Consider the following 20,277-nt stretch of genomic DNA (forward strand, 5'->3'; position numbering starts at 1 on the left):
GGTGTTGGGTGGGCGACAGCCGCCATCATCGCCGAGCAACGGCGCGGGGCGATACTGGCGCGAAGAAAACCGAAGGAGACATGAATGGCCGACCGAATCGAATGGACCCGTCACCCCGACGGCGTGGTGGAACTGCAGCTTGCACGCGCAGACAAGATGAATGCACTCGATCCCGCAATGTTCGATGCGCTGATCGAGGCCGGTGAAGCGCTGCGCCGCGACACCGCGGTGCGCGCCGTGGTGATCTCGGGCCAGGGCAAGGCGTTTTGCGCTGGCCTGGACATGGCCTCGTTCGAGCGCATGGGGCAGGACGCCGCCAGTGCCGTGTTGGGAGCGGGCGCCGTCGGCACCGATTTATCTGTTCGGACACACGGCATTTCCAACGCGGCGCAGTACGTCGCCATGGTCTGGCGCGAGGTGCCGGTGCCGGTAATCGCCGCCGTGCACGGGGTGGCGTTTGGCGGCGGCCTGCAGGTGGCACTGGGTGCCGACATTCGCATCGTGGCGCCCGACACCAGGCTTTCGGTGATGGAAATCAAGTGGGGCCTGGTGCCGGACATGGGCGGCATGCTGCTGATGCGGGAGCTTGCCCGCAGCGACGTGGTGCGCGAGCTCACCTTCACCGGGCGAATCTTCTCGGGCGAGGAGGCGCTGCAGCTCGGGTTTGCCACGCGGCTCGCGGCCGACCCGCGGGCCGAAGCTCTTCGGATGGCGCGCGACATCGCGGGCAAGAGCCCGGACGCCATCCGGGCGGGCAAGCGCCTGCTCAATGCGGCGCACATGCACAGCGCGGCCGACTTGCTGATTGCCGAATCCGTGGAGCAGAAGGCGCTGATTGGCGGCGCAAACCAGAAAGAGGCGGTACAGGCAAATATCGAGCGGCGACCGCCTCGATTCGGTGCAGCGGGGTGAGCGAAAGCCCGATGGCCGAATAGAAGCATCTTGCGCAATCAATGATTAAAAGCAGCCAGGGCATCAGACGGCTCGGCAACTTTGTAGCACTTAGGTTTCTGCAATTGCAGAAAAACCATTCCGTAGAAAGATGAACTTTGTGTGACGAAGGTCACGTCTGGCGGGGGAATAGGGGTTGAGAAGGGTGGCTGAGTCAGTCACATTCATTAACAATTAATCCTTTTGACTGCGACGGCGACCCTGCATGCCGACCACGTTTTTCTGCAACCTCAGCGTGCCCATCCTGGTGGGCGAGGATCGCTACAAGTACATACCTGTCGTCGGCGTCTTCCGAAGCATTCCGTTCGAGCAAATAGACGAGTGGGTGATGCACCCCGATGGCAGGCCCCGCAGCGACCGCGAGCTCGCGGCCGAAGTTCTTGTAGAGATCCGCATGCCGCCCGAAATGAGCGGAGGCCCTGCTGCGCGCGCGTTCGAAGTGGCAGACCTGTTGCAGCTGGACCGCGCGGCCGCGGTCGTCGTCTCTACCTACCTTGCTGCGCTGCCCCGCGTTTGACGCCCGCGCAGCAGGCAACCGTCGCAACTCCCCAGCAGCGCACGGGGCCTAGTGCCTGCCGCGCGCGTCCACAGGCCAGATAGCCACCAGGGTGTCGCCGTCGACCACGTGATAGGCATCATGCAGGTTGACGGTCGGGTCGCAGTGCGGGGTAACGAACTCGACCCGCTCCCCAAGCGCCGGCCGTGCGCCGGCATACAGCAGCTTGCCGTGCTCGTCGCCGAAGAACGCATAGCGGCTCGCCGGATCGGCGCCGCGCGCCACCAGCGGAACGCCGCTGTCCGTGGCAAAGCACTTGGTGCCGCCGTCGACCGTGACCCAGTCTGCAGCATTGGCGCTCACCACCGCCGTCTGCACGAACAGGGCCACCTCGAAAGGCGATGGCTGCCCGGCGCCGCCTAGCACCTCGGTGTATTCCGCATCCATGAACACATAGGAGCCCGCCTGCAACTCGGTGAACGCGTCGCGCTGTGCGTCCAGGTCGTGGGTGCCGGTGCCCGCGCCCGTCACGATCTCGAAATGGATGCCCTCGCGCCGGGCCTCTGCCACGATGCGCGCGACGGTTTCGCGCAGCCCGGCGGCTGCCGCACTGCGCTGCTCCCGGTCGACAATGTGCTGAAGGTTGCCCGCGTAGGCCTGCAAGCCGCGCAGCTTGAGGCGCGGCTCAGCCGCAACCTGGCGCGCAAGTTCGAGCACCTGTGCCTCGGTTGCCGCGCCGGTACGGTTGTAGCCCGCGCCGTAGTCGACCAGCACCTCAAGCGGATGCGGCAGCCCCAATGTGGCGGCGGCAAGGTCCGCTGCGTTGCGCGGGTCGTCCACCACCACCATCATTCCGCCCGGGCCCGCAAGCCGTGCGAGCTTGACCACCCGTGCAATCTTGCTCGGGGTGACGGCCGGCGAGGTGATCAGCACATCCGGAATGCCGGCCTTGACCATGACCTCTGCCTCGCCCAGCGTGACGCAGCTCACGCCGATGGCCCCGGCGGCCACCTGGCGCCGCGCAATCTCCACGGACTTGTGCGTTTTTACGTGCGGCCGGAGGCCTACGCCGCGCCCCTTGGCAAAGGCGGCCATGCGCTCGATGTTGCGCGTCAGGGCGCCCAGGTCGAGCAGGAGCGCGGGCGTGTCGAGCGACCGCCGGCCCCCGGCAAGGCCGATCAGCGGTGCGTTCACTTGCGTATCAGTAAGCATGGAAACCTTTGTATGCGGGTTCGAGGGGGGCGCGCCGGGCGCGGGTGCATGGCGAAATGATCGCACCGAAAAGCCGCCCGCGGTACTTCGCGCGGCGGCCGAAAAAGAAGCTTCGTTCAGTCGGTGCGGAACGGCGCCCGGTGTCCGGAGCGCCTGAGCGCCAACCACCAGAGCAGCGCCGCATTGATTGCCCAGCCACCCGCAAGAACGAGGAGCGCGGTCTGCGCAATTCCGGGCTCCAGGTTCAGCGTCAACAGCGCCAGCGACCAGGGCAGCGCGCCGGCGATTGACGCCAGCATGGCCAGCTCGCTTTCGGGAAAGGCGGCCGACGAAACCACGCAGACCACGCCCGCGGCCGAATAGGCGAGCGCGCCAATGCGCCACCAGGAAGGAAAGGGCGCCCGAGGGTCTGCAGTGTTCATGCGGCAACGATTGCAGGGGTCCGCGGTGCGGTTCGACAGCCGCCTGCGCGAAGCGTTGTAAGCCTTCAGGCGATAGCCGCCGGGCTCGGCTCGTTCTTGTTTCCAAGGCGCGCAAAGGCATCGGCCAGGCAATCGACGAACACGCGGATGCGCGACGAAAGTTGGTGCCGCTGCGCGTAGACGGCGTAGATGTCTGCGCTTGGCGTGCGGTACTGCGGCAGCACCTGCACGAGGCGCCCGCTTGCCAGATAGCGCTCGATGTCCCACTCGGCGCGCATCACGATGCCATGCCCGTCCAGCGCCCAGCGCACCGCAATCTCGCCGTCATTGGTGGTCAGCGCGCCGCGCACCTTGACGGGTTCGGTCTGCTCCCGGCGGCCTTTTCCGCTCGACAGCCGCCAGACGCCGTAGGCATCGTTGCCCTGGCGGATGCCGATGCAGTCATGGCGCACCAGGTCGCTCGGCACGGCAGGCGCGCCTCGCCGGGCAAGATACTTGGGAGAGGCGCACAACAGCCGCCGGTTCGGTGCCAGGCGCTTGGCAATCACTCTTGCGTCCGGCGGCTCGCCGAAGCGCACGCAAACATCGAAGGCATCGTCCGTGAGCGGCGGCGGGTCGGCCGACAGCTGCAACTGCACCTCGACCTCGGGGCACAAGCGGCTGTAGCGCGAAATGACCGGCGCCACGTGCATGCGGCCGAACCCCAGCGTCGCATTCACGCGCAGCAGGCCCTTCGGGGACCCTCTGCCCTTGGCCAGCAGCTGGTCCAGGTCATCAAGCTCGCCGAGGATGCGGCGCGCATGTTCGAGGAACACTTCGCCCTCGGGCGTCAGGCTCATGCGCCGCGTGGTGCGGTTGACCAGCGGCATGCGCAGCCGCTGCTCCATCTGCGAGAGCCGCTTGCTCACCGCAGGCGTGGAAACGCCCAGGTTGCGCGCCGCGGCGCTCAGGCTGCCGCCGGTAGCAATCTGCACGAAGAAGCCCAGTTCAGTGGGCTGGATGCCGTGGCTCATGGGTCGACCGATTGTTTACTTACGGTTAATGATGGATTGACTTTACCCCTGCGGTGACGCGCAGTGCAAACCACAGAATTCGCCGAACCAATCAAAGGACCACGGCGCAAATGAAGACGTACAAGATCGCAACCATTCCCGGAGACGGCATTGGCAAGGAAGTGATTCCCGCGGGCCAGCAGGTGCTCGAGGCGCTGGCCTCGGCCGGCGGCAGCTTCAACTTCGAGTTCGAGAATTTCGGATGGGGCGGCGACCACTACCGCGAGCACGGCGCAATGATGCCGGCGGACGGCCTGGAGGCACTGCGCGGCAAAGACGCCATCCTGTTCGGCTCGGCCGGCGATCCGCACATTCCCGACCACATCACGCTGTGGGGCCTGCGCCTGAAGATCTGCCAGGGCTTCGACCAGTACGCCAATGTGCGCCCGACGCGCATCCTGCCCGGCATCGACGGTCCGCTGAAGCGCTGCGGTCCCGGCGACCTCAACTGGGTGATCGTGCGCGAGAACTCCGAAGGCGAATACGCCGGCGTGGGCGGCCGCGTGCACCAGGGCCACCCGATAGAAGCCGCCACAGACGTGTCGATGATGACCCGCGCAGGCGTCGAACGCATCATGCGCTTTGCCTTCAGGCTGGCGCAGTCGCGGCCCCGCAAGCTCCTCACGGTCATCACCAAGAGCAACGCACAGCGCCACGCCATGGTGATGTGGGACGAAATTGCGCTGCAGGTCTCCAAGGAGTTTCCGGACGTCACCTGGGACAAGGAACTGGTCGACGCATCGACTGCCCGCATGATCAACCGGCCGGCCTCGCTCGACACCATCGTTGCCACCAACCTGCATGCCGACATCCTGAGCGACCTGGCCGCAGCGCTCGCAGGCAGCCTTGGCATTGCACCAACCGGCAACATCGATCCGGAGCGCCGCTATCCCTCGATGTTCGAGCCGATTCACGGCTCCGCATTCGACATCATGGGCAAGGGCCTGGCCAATCCGGTCGGCACCTTCTGGTCCGTGGTGATGATGCTGGAGCACCTGGGCGAAGCCGATGCCGCGCAGCGCGTCATGCAGGCGGTCGAGGCCGTGACGGCGAACCCCGCGCTTCACACCCGCGATCTTGGCGGCACTGCCACCACGGCGCAGGTGACGCAGGCCGTGTGTTCGCGGCTTGCATAGAGACCCGCCGCATTCCGCCCCAAACCGCAAGAAGAACGGCGCATGCCGTCAGCCTGGAGACAAAGACATGAAGAAGCAACCATTCGCCATGGGGCGCCGCGCCGTCGCGGGGGCCGTCCTGGCAAGCATGGCACTCTCTGCCGCGCCCTGGGCCTCTGCGCAAGAGCCGTGGCCGGCCAAGCCGATCAGCCTGGTCGTACCTTTTCCCTCGGGCGGCACCACCGACGTGCTGGCGCGCGCGCTCGCCGATGCGCTTTCCAAGAGCCTGGGGCAGCCCGTGATCGTGGAGAGCAAGCCGGGAGCAGGTGCCACGCTCGGCGCAGACTACGTCGCCAAGGCCAGGCCCGACGGCTACACGCTGCTGATGGGCGCGGTGCACCACACCATTGCCACCAGCGTGTACAAGAAACTGCCCTACGACTTCCAGAAAGACCTGTCGCCCATCATCACCGTGGCGATGGTGCCGAATGTACTGGTGGTCAATGCTTCGCTCACGCCCGCAAAATCGGTGGCTGAACTGGTTGCCGCCGGCAAGTCGTCGTCCAAGGAACTGGCCTACGGCTCGAATGGCAACGGCACCGCGCAGCACCTCATCGGCACACAGTTCCAGGCCAGCACCGGCGTGAAGCTGCTGCACGTGCCCTACAAGGGGAGCGGGCCGCTCACCACAGACCTGCTGGGCGGGCAGGTGGACATGTCCTTCGACACCATCACGCCCGTGCTGCAGCACATCAAGGGCGGCAAGCTGCGGGCGTTGGCGGTGACCACTGCCAAGCGCTCGGCCGTGCTGCCCGATGTGCCGACGCTCGACGAGGCGGGGCTGAAGGGCTTCGACATCGGCACCTGGTTCGGCGTGCTCGCGCCGGCCGCAACGCCGAAGGACATCGTCGTGAAGCTGAACACCGAGATGGCCCGGATCATCAAGTCGCCCGACTTCGCGGAAAAAATGCGCGCGATCGGGGCTGACCCTATAGGCGACAGCTCCGCCGACATGGCGGCGCGGATTCGCGATGAAACAGCGAAGTTCGCCAAGCTCGTGAAGGAAGGCAAGGTGGCGGTGGAGTAGGGCGGGCGCTGCCCGCCGCGGGTGACGGCGTGCGCGATGCGCTGGCGCGTCAATTGGCGAGCAAGCCTGCAGGCTGACACCCGATGACGACGCAACTCCGGTAAGTCGCCTCGCGCCGGAATGCCGGGGCCTGCTGCCAGCCGCCGCCCAGCGCCTTGAACGCATTGACCGCCGCGCGCGCCGACTCCGTTTGCGCCTGCGCTCTTGCGTCGGCCAGGCGCAGCATGCTCTCGTCGGCCTGCAGCACTTCGATCAGGCTGACGGCACCGCGCTGATAAGCCGCGAACGATGCGCCCCGCGCACGGCCGAGCGATGCCTCTCCCTGCGCGAGCAGGGCGGCTTGTTCTTCGCGCTTGACCAGGGTGGAGAAGGCGTTCTCCACATCTTCGGTGGCACGCAGCGCGGCAAGCCGGTAGGCCGCGAGCAGCTCGGCTTCCTGCCCCTTGGCGAGTTCGATCTGCGCATCGATGCGCCCGAAGTCGAACAGCCGCCAGCGCAGGCCGAGCAGGGCCGCGGCCTGGCTTGCGCCCCCGGTGAAGAGATTGCCGCTGGCCACCGACGTAGCGCTGCCGATCGTTCCCGCCAACGATAGCTTCGGGTAGTACTCGGCCACGGCCATGCCGATGCGGGCATTCGATGCCGCAAGGCGCCGCTCGGCGGCGATCAGGTCCGGCCGGCGGCGCAGCAATTCGGCGGGCGAGCCGGTGGCGCCGATGCCGGGAGCAACGGGAATGGCCGCGGCTGCCGCCAGTTCGGCGCGGTGCGCGCCCGGCGCCGTACCCAGCATCACGTCGAGCGCGTTCATGGCCGCGGCCTCGCCGGCCTCGAGCGCCGGCACCGTTGCGCGAACCTGTGCCAGCGCGGCCTCGGCCTGGTGCAGTTGGAGCTCGGTGGCCAAGCCCTTGCCATGGAGCAGGCCGATCTTCGCGAGCAGGTCTTGCTGTGTGGCGGCTTGCCGGCGTGCAATGTCCAGGCGCGCCTGCAGGCCGCGCAGCGCGATGTAGATGTCGGCGGTCTGCGCGGCCACGGCCAGGCGCGTGGCGGCCACGCCGGCTTCCGAGGCCTGGTAGTCGGCCAGCGCGGCCTCGCGTCCCCGGCGCAGGCCGCCGAAGATGTCCAGCTCCCAGCTGGCGCCGAGGTTCGCTTCGTAGGCGCTGCCATGGCGATCGAAGCCCGGCTGCCCGTTCAGCACCTGGCCCAGCGGCGTCTCCACCGACTGGTAGGCCCGGGCGGCCTGCGCGCCGAGGTTGCCCGAAGGCAGCAGCGCCGCATTCGCCGCGCCCAGCCCGGCCCGCGCCTGCGCCATGCGGGCGGCAGCCTGCGCAAGATCGAGGTTCTGCCTCAGCGCCTCTTCGACATAGCGGGCCAGTTGCGCATCGCCGAAGCCGGCCCACCATGCCGCGAGTTCGGCATTGGCAGTGGTCGATCGTTGGCTGAGCACCGTCTCGCCGATGAAGCGGTCCGGCAGGCTTGGGGCCGGCCGGACATAGTCGGGCCCGACGGCGCAGCCTGCGAGAAGGCTGAACAAGAGGGGCAAGGCAAGGGTGCGGTGGGGCATGGCTTTGTTCCGTGAAGAGCGGCAGGAAGAACGGAAAGAAGGTCGTGATTTGTCAGTGACTATAATTCAATTTGGTCACTTGTTGTCGATTGTTTGCCCGGGCGGTAAGCTCTGGGCATGAACAACGCAACTTCTTCCCCGCCTGCCACGCGGGGGCCGGCCGACCACGACGTGCGTGCACAGATCGTCGCTGCGGCCACCGAGCATTTCAGCCAATACGGCTACGAGAAGACCACGGTTTCCGACCTCGCCAAGGCCATCGGTTTCTCCAAGGCATACATCTACAAGTTCTTCGAATCGAAACAGGCAATCGGCGAAATGATCTGCTCGAACTGCCTGCGCGAGATCCAGGCGGGGATTCGCGCGGCGGTCGACGGGGCCGAAAGCCCGCCCGAGAAGCTGCGCCGCATGTTCAAGGCCATTGTGGATTCGGGCCTTCGGCTGTTCTTCCAGGACCGCAAGCTCTACGAGATCGCCATCTCGGCGGCCAGCGAGCGCTGGCCGTCCGCCATTGCGCACGAGGAGTGCATACGCCAGATGCTTCTCGAGTTGCTGAAGCAGGGGCGGGAGTCCGGCGACTTCGAGCGCAAGACGCCGATCGACGAAACCGCGGCGGCCATCTACCTGGTCGTCTACCCCTACGTCAACCCGCTGATCCTGCGGCTCAGCTCCGATCACACGGAACGGGCGCCGGCCCAGTTGTCAGGTCTGGTGCTGCGCAGCCTTTCGCCATAGACGATTAATTTCGTTGTGACCATTGACTAGAATGGTCACTGTTATCAGAATCGGGGCCCTGATCGATTCGTCAATGGGCCCCTCATGCACCAGCGCCGCCTCCTTATCTCTGCACTTGTCTGCGCCTTGCCCTTGGCATTGGCCGCCTGCGACGACAAGACCTCGCCCGATCCGCGCACCCAAACGCCGCTGGTGCGTGCAGCCACCGTCCAGGCGGCCGCGGCGGCATCACGCTCGTTCACCGGCACCGTGGCCGCGCGGGTTCAAAGCGACCTGGGCTTTCGCGTCTCCGGCAAGGTGCTGGAGCGCCTTGTCGATGCAGGCCAGACGGTCAAGCGCGGTCAGTTGCTCATGCGCATCGATCCCGTCGACCTGAAGCTGGCGGCGCGTGCGCAGCAGGAGGCCGTGAGCGCCGCGCGTGCGCGGGCAAAGCAGGCCGGCGATGAAGAAGCGCGCTTTCGCGATCTGCGCGGCACGGGTGCCATTTCGGTCTCGGCATACGACCAGGCGAAGGCGGCGGCGGATGCCGCCCAGGCCCAGCTCAGCGCGGCCGAAGCGCAGGCCGAGGTTGCGCGCAATTCGAACCGCTATTCGGAACTCATCGCCGATGCCGACGGGACCGTGCTCGAGACGCTGGCCGAGCCGGGCCAGGTCGTCAACGCCGGGCAGCCGGTGGTGCGCGTGGCGCAGGCCGGGCGCAGGGAGGCCGTGGTGCAGCTGCCTGAAACGCTGCGCCCCGCGGTCGGCTCCGTGGGGCAGGCCACGCTGTTCGGCAAGGATGGTGCTGGCGTGCCCGTCAGGCTCAGGCAGCTTTCCGATGCGGCAGACAAGCTCACGCGCACCTTCGAGGCGCGCTACGTGCTCGAAGGCGAACTCGCCAATGCGCCGCTGGGTGCCACGGTCACAGTCGACATCGCCGACGGCAAGCCGGCCCGTGCAGGAGGCGTCCAGGTGCCCATCAGCGCCTTGTTCGACACAGGCAAGGCGACGGGCGTCTGGGTCATCGGCGGCGATCCGTCGACGGTGCGCTGGCAGCCGGTGGCCATCGAGCGCCTGGACGGCGAGCGTGCACTGGTGGCCGGGCAGCTCAAGCAGGGCGACCAGGTGGTCGCGCTCGGCGCGCACCTGCTGCGCGAAGGCGAGAAGGTGCGGACCGCGGCGTCGACCGCTGCACCCGCGGTGGGCGGAGCCCGCCCATGAGCGAAGGCCGCTTCAACCTGTCGGCGCTGGCGGTACGCGAGCGATCCATCACGCTGTTCCTCATCGGCCTGATCTCCCTGGCGGGACTGGTCGCGTTCTTCAAGCTCGGCCGCGCGGAAGATCCCGCCTTTACCGTCAAGGTGATGACGGTCATCACCGCCTGGCCCGGCGCCACGGCGCAGGAGATGCAGGACCAGGTCGCCGAGAAGCTCGAGAAGCGCCTGCAGGAGCTGCGCTACTACGACCGCACGGAGACCTACACGAGGCCCGGCCTGGCGTTCACGACCCTGACGCTGCTCGACAGCACCCCGCCGGCCCAGGTGCAGGAACAGTTCTACCAGGCGCGCAAGAAGCTCGGCGACGAAGCGGGCAACCTGCCGGCCGGCGTGATCGGGCCGACGATCAACGACGAGTATGCGGACGTCACCTTCGCCTTGTTCGCGCTCAAGGCCAAGGGAGAAGCGCAGCGCCTGCTGGTGCGCGACGCCGAGGCGCTGCGCCAGCGGCTGCTGCATGTGCCGGGCGTGAAGAAGGTGAACATCGCCGGTGAGCAGCCGGAGCGCATCTACGTCGAGTTCGCGCACGACCGTCTGGCCACCTTGGGCATCGGCCCGCAAGAGGTATTTGCCGCGCTCAACAGCCAGAACGCGCTGAGCCCAGCCGGCTCTGTGGAAACCCGCGGGCCACAGGTGTTCATTCGGCTGGACGGCGCATTCGATACCCTGCAGAAGATCCGCGACACGCCGTTGGTCGCGCAGGGCCGCACCCTGAAGCTTTCGGACGTGGCCACGGTCAGGCGCGGCTACGAAGACCCGGCCACCTTCATGATCCGCAACGGCGGCGAGCCTGCCTTGCTGATCGGCGTGGTCATGCGGGAAGGCTGGAACGGCCTGGACCTGGGCAAGGCCCTGGAGGTGGAAGCCGGTGCCATCAACGCCGGGCTGCCCCTGGGCCTCAGCCTCACCAAGGTCACGGACCAGTCGGTGAACATCAGCGCGTCGGTCGACGAGTTCATGGTCAAGTTCTTCGCGGCCCTGCTGGTCGTCATGCTGGTGAGCTTCCTGAGCATGGGGTGGCGCGCAGGGCTTGTGGTTGCAGCCGCGGTGCCGCTGACGCTGGCGGTGGTCTTCGTGGTGATGGCCGCGACCGGCAAGAACTTCGACCGCATCACGCTCGGCTCGCTGATCCTTGCGCTCGGGTTGCTGGTGGACGATGCGATCATCGCCATCGAGATGATGGTGGTGAAGATCGAGGAAGGCTACAGCCACGTGGCCGCATCCGCCTACGCCTGGAGCCACACGGCGGCGCCGATGCTCTCGGGCACCCTGGTCACCGCAGTGGGCTTCATGCCCAACGGCTTCGCGCCCTCTACAGCGGGCGAATACACCAGCAACATGTTCTGGATCGTCGGCATCGCGCTGATCGCGTCCTGGGTGGTCGCCGTGGTGTTCACGCCTTACCTCGGCGTCAAGCTGCTGCCGAACTTCAAGAAGATCGAAGGCGGCCATGCCGCGATCTACGGCACGCCGCGCTACAACCGCCTGCGCCGCGTGCTGGCGCGCGTCATTGCACGCAAATGGCTGGTGGCAGGCGCGGTGGTCGGCCTGTTTGCGGTGTCGATCCTCGGCATGGGCGTGGTGAAGAAGCAGTTCTTTCCGATCTCCGACCGCCCCGAGGTCCTGGTCGAAGTGCAGATGCCCTACGGTACTTCCATCACGCAGACCAGCGGTGCCACGGCCAAGATCGAGACGTGGCTCTCCACGCAGCCGGAGGCGCAGATCGTCACTTCCTACATCGGGCAGGGCGCGCCGCGCTTCTACTTCGCAATGGGGCCGGAGCTGCCCGATCCGTCGTTCGCCAAGATCGTGGTGCGCACGGCCAGCCAGGAGGAGCGCGACGCGCTGAAGCACCGCTTGCGCCAGGCGATCGCCGACGGCCTCGCGTCCGAGGCACGGGTGCGCGTGACCCAGCTGGTGTTCGGCCCGTACTCGCCGTTTCCCGTGGCCTACCGCGTGAGCGGACCCGATGCGAACGAACTGCGCAGGATCGCCGCCGAAGTGCGGCAGGTGATGGATGCCAGCCCGATGATGCGCACCGTGAACACCGATTGGGGCACCCGCACGCCCACGCTGCACTTCACCCTGAAGCAGGATCGCCTGCAGGCCGTGGGGCTGAGCTCCGGCGCGGTGGCGCAGCAGCTGCAGTTTCTGTTGAGCGGCGCGCCGGTGACCACCGTGCGCGAGGACATCCGCACCGTGCAGGTGGTGGCCCGCTCGGCCGGCAGCACCCGGCTCGATCCCGCAAGGCTCGCGGACTTCACGCTCGCCGGCTCCGGCGGCCAGCGCATTCCGCTGTCGCAGGTCGGCGAGGTCGAGGTGCGCATGGAAGAGCCCGTGATGCGGCGGCGTGACCGCATGCCCACGACCACGGTGCAGGGCGACATCGCCGAGGGGCTGCAGCCCCCCGACGTATCGACCGCGATCACCGCAAAGCTGCAGCCCCTGATGCAGAAGCTGCCGCCCGGCTACCGCATTGCCGAGGCCGGCTCCATAGAGGAATCGGAGAAGGCGACCCAGGCGATGCTGCCGCTGTTCCCGATCATGCTGGCGGCCACGCTGCTCATCATCATCTTCCAGGTGCGCTCCATGTCCGCGATGGTCATGGTGTTCCTCACGAGCCCGCTCGGGCTGATCGGCGTGGTGCCGACCCTGCTGCTGTTCCAGCAGCCCTTCGGCATCAATGCGCTTGTCGGGCTCATCGCGCTGTCGGGCATCCTGATGCGCAACACGCTGATCCTGCTCGGGCAGATCCACGTCAACCAGGAGGAGGGGCTCGATCCGTTCCATGCCGTTGTCGAAGCGACCGTGCAGCGTGCGCGGCCCGTGATCCTCACTGCGCTGGCGGCAATCCTCGCGTTCATTCCGCTCACGCACTCGGTGTTCTGGGGCGCGTTGGCCTACACGCTGATCGGCGGCACCTTCGCGGGGACCATCCTCACGCTGGTGTTCCTGCCTGCGATGTATTCGATCTGGTTCCGGATCAAACCCGGCAGCGCTGCCCAGCCCGCGCACTGATGCGTCTCTCCTCGGTGGATGCAAGCCTGAGAAAAAAGCTCGGACTCGGCTCACCTGAGCACTTGCTTCCGCCGCGCAAACGAAGGAGAACATAGTGGACAGCCTGGATCTCCTGCGCACCTTCAGCGAGGTTGCCTCTTCCGGAAGCTTCTCCCGGACGGCCAGGCAAATGGCGCTGTCGAGGGGTACGGTCAGCAAGTACATCGCAACCCTCGAGCGCCGGTTCGGCGTCCGGCTGCTCAACCGGACCAGCCGCGCCGTGAGCCTGACGGACGCGGGCCTGTTGCTGCTCGACCGGAGCAGGCCAATACTGGAACTGGCCGACGCGGCAAGTGCCGAGCTCCAAGGCCGTGCACGCGTTCCGAGCGGCCGCCTGCGAGTTTCGGCGCCCCATGGCATGGACCTGACGGAACTGCCGGCGCTGATCGACGAGTTTCTTGGCCGCTACCCCGAGGTCAGCATCAGCCTTGTGCTTTCGAACCGCCTGATCGACCTGACGGAGGAGGGCGTCGACATTGCGCTGCGCTTCGGCCCTTCGGCCAACGAGAACCTGATCGTTCGAAAACTGATGCCCATGGAGCTCAGCGTATGCGCGGCGCCCATGTACTGGCGCAAGCACGGCATGCCGGCCCATCCCACCGAGCTTGCGCATCACGTCGCGTTGATCAGCACCCAGTTGAATCCGCTGGCGAAATGGCGTTTCAAGGCCGGCAGCCAGCCTGTAGAGGTCGAGGTTCGCGGGAGGCTGAGCGCCACGGAAGCCGGCCCGCTGATCCAGGCGGCATTGCTCGGCGCGGGCGTGGTCTATCTTCCGTCGGTGATGCTCAAGCCGTACGTGGAGAGCGGGAGATTGGTGCCGGTGTTGTCGGAGTTCGTCCGCAGCGACATGTGGCTGTCGGCTGTCTATCTGCAGCGCCGGCACAGTACGGCGGTGCACCGTGCATTTCTCGATTTTCTGGCGAGCCGGCTTGCGCCCGCGTGACAACTTGCCCCAATACCGTAGCCGATTGCCGGTGCGGGCAAGCACTCAGGGCGGGCTGCTCTGTATGAAATCGACAAAGGCCCTGAGCGGTGCCGGCAGCAACCGGCGGCCTGGGTAGTAGAGAAAGGGCCCGGAGAAGCGCGGCCACCAGGGTTCGAGAATCGGTTCGAGTGCGCCGCTGTCGAGGTGAGGCCGCAGCCAATCCTCGAACAGGTAGATCACGCCGGCACCAGCCAGCGCCGCATCGACCGAGAGATCTGCCGCTGCGCCAATTCGCACGATCAGCTGCCCGGTCACATCGATGCGCAAGGTTTCGCCGTCGCGCTCGAACTCCCACGGCGGCATCGAGCCGCTGGCAAAGCGCCCACGCAGGCAGGCATGGCCGAGCAGTTCACGCGGATGCTCCGGCCGCCCGCAGCGATCAAGGTAGGAGGGGGCGGCCGCCACGGCAAAGCGCTGGAAGCGCGGACCGATCGGCACTGCGATCATGTCCTGCTCGAGCCGCTCGTCATAGCGAATGCCGGCATCGCAACCGGCGGCCAGAATATCGACGAAGCCATCATCGGCAATCACTTCGAGCGAGATGTCGGGGTAGGCGGCAAGAAAGCGCGGCACGATCGATGGCAGCACGAGCCGTGCGGCGCTGATCGGCACATTGAGCTTGAGCGTGCCGGCCGGCCGGTCGCGAAAACCGTTCACCACGTCGAGCGCGGCTTCGACCTCTGAGAGCGCGGGCCTCAGCCGCTCGAGAAGGCGTTCTCCCGCCTCCGTCGGCCGCACGCTGCGAGTCGTGCGGTGGAGCAGGCGCACGCCGAGCTGAGCTTCCAGCCGGCGCACGGCCTCGCTCAAGCCCGATGCGCTCCCGCCGCCGAGGCGCGCGCCGTCGCGAAAGCCCTTGGCTCCAGCAACCGCCACGAAGGCATTGAGATCCTCGAGGTCGACTTTCATTGTTCCGAATCCTGCACAGCCCGTGCCGATTATGACGGCTTATCAAACAGCAGCTGGCTTCCTAGACTGGGCTTCATGACGTCGTTCATCTCTTCAACGCATCAGGAAAACACCATGACTACCATGCAGACCCACAGCACCTACACCCTTGGCGGCCGCACGGTTCACCGGCTTGGCTACGGCGCCATGCAGCTTGCCGGCCCCGGCGTGTTCGGGCCGCCGAAAGATCGCGAGGCGGCTCTGGCCGTGCTGCGCGAAGCCGTCGACAGCGGTGTCGATCACATCGACACCAGCGACTTCTATGGCCCCCATATCACCAACCAGATCATTCGCGAGGCTCTCGCGCCTTATGCGAAGGACCTTGTCATCGTTACGAAGATCGGGGCGCGCCGTTCCGATACCGGCGGCTGGCTGCCCGCGTTCTCGCCAGAGGAACTGAACCAGGCGGTGCACGACAACTTGCGCAACCTGGGCCTGGCTGCCCGCGTTCTCGCCAGAGGAACTGAACCAGGCGGTGCACGACAACTTGCGCAACCTGGGCCTGGACGTGCTGGAAGTGGTGAACCTGCGCATCATGTTCGATGTGCATGGCCCGGCGGAGGGTTCGATCGAGGCGCCGCTCACCGCATTGGCCGAACTGCAGCGCCAAGGCCTCGTGCGCCACATCGGCCTGAGCAACGTTACTCCCGCCCAGGTTGCGCAGGGGCGCAGCATCTGCCGCATTGCCTGCGTGCAGAACCAGTACAACCTTGTGCATCGCAATGACGATGCGCTGATCGACGAGCTCGCGCGCGAAGGAATTCCGTACGTTCCGTTCTTTCCGCTCGGCGGTTTTACGCCGCTGCAATCCGCAGGGCTTTCAGAGGTGGCGCAGCGCCTGGGCGCCACGCCGATGCAGGTGGCGCTGGCCTGGCTGCTTCGACGCTCGCCCAACATCCTGTTGATTCCCGGTACCTCGTCTGTCGGGCATTTGCGCGAAAACCTGGCTGCGGGGAGGCTGGAACTTCCGGCCGATGCAATCGCGGCGCTGGACCGCGTGGCTGCTCCGGTTGCCGGGTGATGGATTGGGGTAGCCGCATCCCGCCCGCCTGGTCGGGATGCCCTGACGGGCGCTAACGCGCTTTAACCGGAAGTGCCATGAACAGATAGTCCACCCGGCGCCCATCTACACGGAAGCAGTCTGAAACAGAGCTTGCCCTTCGGCCCCGTTGTCCGAAATGTGATCGTTCAGGTATTTCGCGAAATCCGGGAAGTCGCCAGCTTGAAGATCAACGATGCGGGGCGTCACTCAGAACCACCCGAAATAGCGGGCGCCAAGTGTGAGGGGTGCTCCCAGAAACACGAACAGGCCGATGATCTTGGTCAGGAAGAAGAGGGGCTCGCCTCGCTTGACGCGACTCCATTCGCCCTTCAGCACAGCCTGAGCCGTCGCAACAAGCGCCGCTTCTTCCTTCTGGCAAGCCGCAAGGTCGATCGGACTCGCGTCCATGAGCTTCTCGAGCGCGTCGACGTGCCCGATCAGCTTCGCGTTGTTTTCCTCCGACGGGTTCAGCCGAAGGAGGATGCTGGTCTTGGCGACGGTGATCCCCACGAAGTGATCTTTCGCCGCATCGTAAAGATCACTCGCGGCGGGATACCCAACTGCTGCTGCCCCCCGGATTGCGTTGGCATGGGCGATCAGCTGCGAGATTTCGGAGCGCAGCCCGTCGATCCACGCCTGGCGGAACTCCGAAGTCTTCTGGTCCTTACTGAACACAGACCCGAGAAAGCTCATGCCTCCGGCGATGGTGGCGGCAAGGACTGCACCGACGGCTTGGGGCGAGAACTCGATTGGCATGTGGCGATGTTCGTTTGGTTTGCAGAATTGTGCCCGCAGCGCCGACTTGCAGCGTTGGCCACCGGCGTCCCTGGTCGGCGAGACGCATGCAGCGTGGGCCCGTCCGGCGGCAAACGGTCGTGGTGCCTCGGTCAGTTCCTGCGCGAGGCGATGAGACCATGTACCTGCGACGCCGGGACAGGCCGCGCGAACAGATAACCCTGCGCTTCGTCGAAGCCTTCCTGCCGGATGATCTGCAGCTGCGCCTCGGTCTCGACGCCCTCCACGGTGGTGGCGATGCCAAGACTCGTGCCGATGCCGGCCACAGCCCGGATGATCGCGAGCGACTTGCTGTCGGGCAGATCGGCGATGAAGCTGCGGTCCACCTTGATCTTGTCGAAGGGAAAGCTGCGCAGATAACCCAGCGACGAGTATCCGGTCCCGAAATCGTCCATCGCGATCTTCACACCCAGTTGCCGGATCTCCTGCAGGGTGCGCAGGTTCCTGTCGTCGTTGCCAAGCAGCACTGATTCGGTGATTTCGAGCTGCAGGCGCGAAGGGCAGAGCCCCGAGGCATCGAGCGCGTTCTCGATGACCTCTATCAAGTTGTCCGCGCCAAACTGGACCGGCGAGAGGTTCACCGCCACACCGATCCCGTCGGGCCAAGTGGCGGCTTCGCGGCAGGCCTCGCCAAGGACCCATTCGCCAAGTTCCACAATGAGCCCCGTCTCCTCGGCGATCGGAATGAAGTCGGCCGGCGAGATCATCCCCCGGTCGGGGTGGCGCCAACGTACCAGCGCTTCGAAGGTGGTGCAGCGATTCGAGGCGAGATTCACGAGCGCCTGGAAATGGACCTCGAACTCTCCGTGGGCGAGCGCCTCGCGCATCGAGAGCTTCAAGGCCTGGCGAGTCTGCAGGTGGGCGTCCATGCTCTTGGCGTACCTCCGGAGGCTTCTGACGCCGGCGGCCTTGGCGCGGTGGAGAGCCACGGCGGAGGCTCGCTTGATGTCGTCGACGGTGCCCCCGTCGTCCGGCGCCATGGCCACGCCGACACTGGCCCCGATGCTCACCTTGTTTCCTTCCAGGTCGAAGGGCGCGAGCAGGATGCCCATGAGCCGGCGCGCGATCTCGATTGCCGCATCAGGATGCGGCAGCCCGGCGCAGCCGACCGCGAACTCGTCCGCGCCGAGCCGCGCGAGCGTGTGCTCTTCACCGGCAAGGCCGAGCCGCAGGCGTTGCGCGACCTTCTGCAGCAGGATGTCGCCGACGGGATGGCCGTAAGCATCGTTGACGGCCTTGAAGCCGTCGAGGTCCAAAGTCAGCACGGCCACCGAAGTCCCATCGCCACCCGCATCGTTCAGGTGCCGTTGCAGCACCTCGTGGAACGCCAAGCGGTTGGGCAGGCCGGTGAGAACATCGTGGCGGGCCATGTGGGACACCTGGCTCTGGGCCTGGAAGCGCTCCTGCTCCGCCCGCCGGCGTGCGGTGGTGTCGCGGAAGAAGATCGACAAGCCGTCCTCGGTAGGCGAGGCATGGACCTCGAGCCACACCTGCGTCGCCGGCACGAATTCCTCGAACGACACGGCCTTGTTGCCCATGGTCGCCTGCCGGAAGTAGTCGCCGAACAGGCTTTCGACCTCGGCGGGAAAGAGGTCCCACAGGCTTGCATTCATGGCCTCCTCGCCGAGCCTCAAGAACCGGCGGGCGTTCTCGTTCATGTACGCGATGCGCCATGCATGGTCGACAACCAGCACGCAGTCCATCGTGTTCTCGAGAACCGCGGAGAGCCGCGTCGCCGCACGTTCTGCCTGCTGCTGCGCCACCACGGCATCGTTGCGCGCCGCCTTGGCCTCGGTGATGTCGCGCCACATGCTCACCATCCGGATCGGCTCGCCCGACGCGTCCAGCACGGGTGCACCGATGACGTCGAGCCACCGGTGCACGCCCTGGGCGTCGATGGCATCTACCTCCAGTCTCGAGGTGCCGCCGGCGCGCACCACGTCGAACATGGCGCTCAGCTTCCGAAGCCGGCCTTCGGGAAAGATGGTCTCGAGCGCGTCGCGGTTTGCGAGTTCAGAGACATCGAGCCCGATCATCTGCCTCGCCGCCTTGTTCATCAGCAGCGTATTGCCCGACAGGTCGAGCATGCTGATGCAATCGGGGCTGCTGTCGAAGATGCTCCGAATCGAGGCTTCGCTCTCGCGCAGCGCGGCTTCGGCCTCGCGCCGCTCCGTCACGTCGAGAATGGAGCCGGCATAGCCGAGGAACCCGCCGTCAGGCGCGAGCCGGGGCGCTCCAGTGTCGATGACCCAGGCCCAGCTGCCGTCGGCCCGGCGCAGCCTGTAGTCGAGCTGAACCGGAATGCGCTGGGCGCTTGCAGCCTCGAACTGTTCGAGCACCGAGGCGCGGTCTTCGGGGTGGATGGCGCGGCTCCAGCCTGCGCCCAGCGACTCGATCTCGGTCTGGCCCGTCACCTCGAGCCAGAGCCGGCTGTGGAAGGTGGCCTCTCCATTCTGGTCCGTGAGCCACATCATCACGGGCACGCTGTCGGCAATCAGGCGGAACAGCGACTCGCTCTCGCGCAGCGCTTCGATCGCGATCCGGCGCTGGTGAACGTCCTCCAGCAGCCCGTACCAGCGCACGATGGCATGGCTTTCGTCGCGACGGGGCGCGGCACGAGCCCTGAACCATCGGTATCTTCCGTCTGCAGCGCTCAGCACCCTGTATTCGGCGTCGAAGGGAACGCCGCGGGCCACCGAGTCGATCCACTGCGTTCTGACGCGTTCGAGATCGTCGGTGTGCAACGCGCATTCCCAGCCCGAGCCCAGCGTCTTTTCGACCGAATTGCCGGTGAGCGCCGGCCAGCCAGGTCCGACCTCGGTGATAGCGCCGGCCGCGTCGGCGGTCCAGGTGATCTGCGGATGCAGTTCGACGAACGAGCGGTAGTGCGCTTCGCTGGCCAGCAGCACCCGCTCGGCCGTACGCAGTTCGGTCACGTCGGAGATGACGACCACAAGGAGCTTGCCGATGGAACCCGTGAGATCGACGGCTTGCTTGAGCGTGACCAACGTTCTGGTCGATCCGTCCCCCGTGGTGATTTCTTCTTCGAAGCTGCGGCTTTCGCCGCTCGAGAGAATCTGTAGATCGACCGCCCTGATTCGATCGGCCTCCACGCGTGGCAGGAAATCGTGGTCCGTCTTTCCACGCGCGCCGTCGAGCGACACGTTGAGCAGCTCGCACGCCCGCCGGTTGAGATGCACGAACCGCGAGGCCTCGTCCTTGACGATGACCGCCTGCCCGACCGCATCGAGGATCGCCGCCACCTGAACCCACGGATCGGTTTGATCGCCGGGCTGCTGTGCTGCGCGGGACTCTCCCATGTCGATGTCTCCGATGTCTCCTGTCTGGATGCTCAAGGCTTGCCCTCGTTTTCCGGAGCGGGCGTCAGCCAATGGTGCAATCTGAACGAGCCTTCGGCCTACACCTTGTTCAGTGCGGCGGGCCCGCCCGCCTCCAGGTCCAAAATTTCTCGCCGCGGCCTTCAACTTTCGGCTTAGTTGCCGATAACCGGATGTGGCAGCCCTGCGACCCGAGCGCCCAGAGCTCCACTCCCGACCGGACACGCCCCT

General features: G+C 66.3%; 15 protein-coding genes and 1 pseudogene. 9 read left to right on the forward strand and 7 right to left on the reverse strand.

All coding sequences use genetic code 11. The annotated features are described in order from the left end of the window. Positions 1-84 precede the first annotated feature (84 nt). Both QHG62_RS09215 and QHG62_RS09220 read left to right on the forward strand, forming a co-directional pair. Positions 85-912 carry a crotonase/enoyl-CoA hydratase family protein gene (locus QHG62_RS09215; protein ID WP_281150586.1) on the forward strand — a complete coding sequence of 276 codons (828 nt, stop codon included), beginning with the start codon at positions 85-87 and terminating at the stop codon, positions 910-912. Positions 913-1,156: 244 nt separating this feature from the next. Further along, complete coding sequence (locus tag QHG62_RS09220) at positions 1,157-1,468, forward strand: hypothetical protein (protein ID WP_281150587.1); 312 nt, start codon at positions 1,157-1,159, stop codon at positions 1,466-1,468. Positions 1,469-1,516: 48 nt separating this feature from the next. Here the strand turns inward: QHG62_RS09220 and QHG62_RS09225 are convergent, their stop codons facing one another. The 3 genes from QHG62_RS09225 to QHG62_RS09235 all read right to left on the reverse strand — a co-directional run bounded on the left by QHG62_RS09225 (position 1,517) and on the right by QHG62_RS09235 (position 4,094). Beyond that, entirely contained in the window at positions 1,517-2,659 is a 1,143-nt protein-coding gene (locus tag QHG62_RS09225; protein WP_281150588.1) for a DSD1 family PLP-dependent enzyme, read from the reverse strand. 116 nt (positions 2,660-2,775) lie between these two features. After that, positions 2,776-3,081 carry a hypothetical protein gene (locus QHG62_RS09230; RefSeq protein WP_281150589.1) on the reverse strand — a complete coding sequence of 102 codons (306 nt, stop codon included), beginning with the start codon at positions 3,079-3,081 and terminating at the stop codon, positions 2,776-2,778. A 65-nt stretch (positions 3,082-3,146) separates the two neighbouring features. Beyond that, positions 3,147-4,094 carry a LysR family transcriptional regulator gene (locus tag QHG62_RS09235; protein WP_281150590.1) on the reverse strand — a complete coding sequence of 316 codons (948 nt, stop codon included), beginning with the start codon at positions 4,092-4,094 and terminating at the stop codon, positions 3,147-3,149. A gap of 110 nt (positions 4,095-4,204) precedes the next feature. Between QHG62_RS09235 and QHG62_RS09240 the strand changes: the two genes are divergently transcribed. Continuing rightward, positions 4,205-5,269 carry a tartrate dehydrogenase gene (locus QHG62_RS09240; RefSeq protein WP_281150591.1) on the forward strand — a complete coding sequence of 355 codons (1,065 nt, stop codon included), beginning with the start codon at positions 4,205-4,207 and terminating at the stop codon, positions 5,267-5,269. 127 nt (positions 5,270-5,396) lie between these two features. Further along, positions 5,397-6,335: a Bug family tripartite tricarboxylate transporter substrate binding protein gene (locus QHG62_RS09245; protein ID WP_281151551.1), complete on the forward strand. Its 939-nt coding sequence runs from the start codon at positions 5,397-5,399 to the stop codon at positions 6,333-6,335. Between the two features lie 49 nt (positions 6,336-6,384). Here the strand turns inward: QHG62_RS09245 and QHG62_RS09250 are convergent, their stop codons facing one another. Continuing rightward, on the reverse strand, positions 6,385-7,893 hold the full coding sequence (locus QHG62_RS09250) for an efflux transporter outer membrane subunit (RefSeq protein ID WP_281150592.1): 1,509 nt from the start codon (positions 7,891-7,893) through the stop codon (positions 6,385-6,387). A gap of 117 nt (positions 7,894-8,010) precedes the next feature. Between QHG62_RS09250 and QHG62_RS09255 the strand changes: the two genes are divergently transcribed. The 4 genes from QHG62_RS09255 (at position 8,011) to QHG62_RS09270 (ending at position 13,884) form a co-directional block, all read left to right on the forward strand. Continuing rightward, positions 8,011-8,628, forward strand: coding sequence for a TetR/AcrR family transcriptional regulator (locus QHG62_RS09255; protein WP_281150593.1), 618 nt, complete (start codon positions 8,011-8,013; stop codon positions 8,626-8,628). Between the two features lie 84 nt (positions 8,629-8,712). Next, a complete protein-coding gene (locus tag QHG62_RS09260; protein ID WP_281150594.1) occupies positions 8,713-9,828 on the forward strand; it encodes an efflux RND transporter periplasmic adaptor subunit in 1,116 nt (371 codons plus the stop codon). Continuing rightward, a complete protein-coding gene (locus tag QHG62_RS09265; RefSeq protein WP_281150595.1) occupies positions 9,825-12,902 on the forward strand; it encodes an efflux RND transporter permease subunit in 3,078 nt (1,025 codons plus the stop codon). Before QHG62_RS09260 ends, QHG62_RS09265 begins: the two co-directional genes overlap by 4 nt. A gap of 94 nt (positions 12,903-12,996) precedes the next feature. Further along, positions 12,997-13,884, forward strand: coding sequence for a LysR family transcriptional regulator (locus QHG62_RS09270; protein ID WP_281150596.1), 888 nt, complete (start codon positions 12,997-12,999; stop codon positions 13,882-13,884). 45 nt (positions 13,885-13,929) lie between these two features. Here QHG62_RS09270 and QHG62_RS09275 read toward each other — a convergent pair whose 3' ends face one another. Further along, positions 13,930-14,832: a LysR family transcriptional regulator gene (locus QHG62_RS09275; RefSeq protein ID WP_281150597.1), complete on the reverse strand. Its 903-nt coding sequence runs from the start codon at positions 14,830-14,832 to the stop codon at positions 13,930-13,932. 114 nt (positions 14,833-14,946) lie between these two features. Here QHG62_RS09275 and QHG62_RS09280 point away from each other — a divergent pair. Then, positions 14,947-15,892 (forward strand): annotated as a pseudogene (locus QHG62_RS09280) (aldo/keto reductase family oxidoreductase). Between the two features lie 228 nt (positions 15,893-16,120). On the opposite strand, the gene QHG62_RS09285 reads toward QHG62_RS09280, so the two are convergent. Beyond that, positions 16,121-16,669, reverse strand: coding sequence for a hypothetical protein (locus QHG62_RS09285; RefSeq protein WP_281150598.1), 549 nt, complete (start codon positions 16,667-16,669; stop codon positions 16,121-16,123). A 131-nt stretch (positions 16,670-16,800) separates the two neighbouring features. After that, positions 16,801-20,193, reverse strand: coding sequence for a sensor domain-containing protein (locus QHG62_RS09290; protein ID WP_281150599.1), 3,393 nt, complete (start codon positions 20,191-20,193; stop codon positions 16,801-16,803). Positions 20,194-20,277: the final 84 nt, after the last annotated feature.

Origin of the sequence: Variovorax paradoxus (genome assembly GCF_029919115.1) — a bacterium.
GTDB classification, from domain to species: domain Bacteria; phylum Pseudomonadota; class Gammaproteobacteria; order Burkholderiales; family Burkholderiaceae_C; genus Variovorax; species Variovorax paradoxus_O.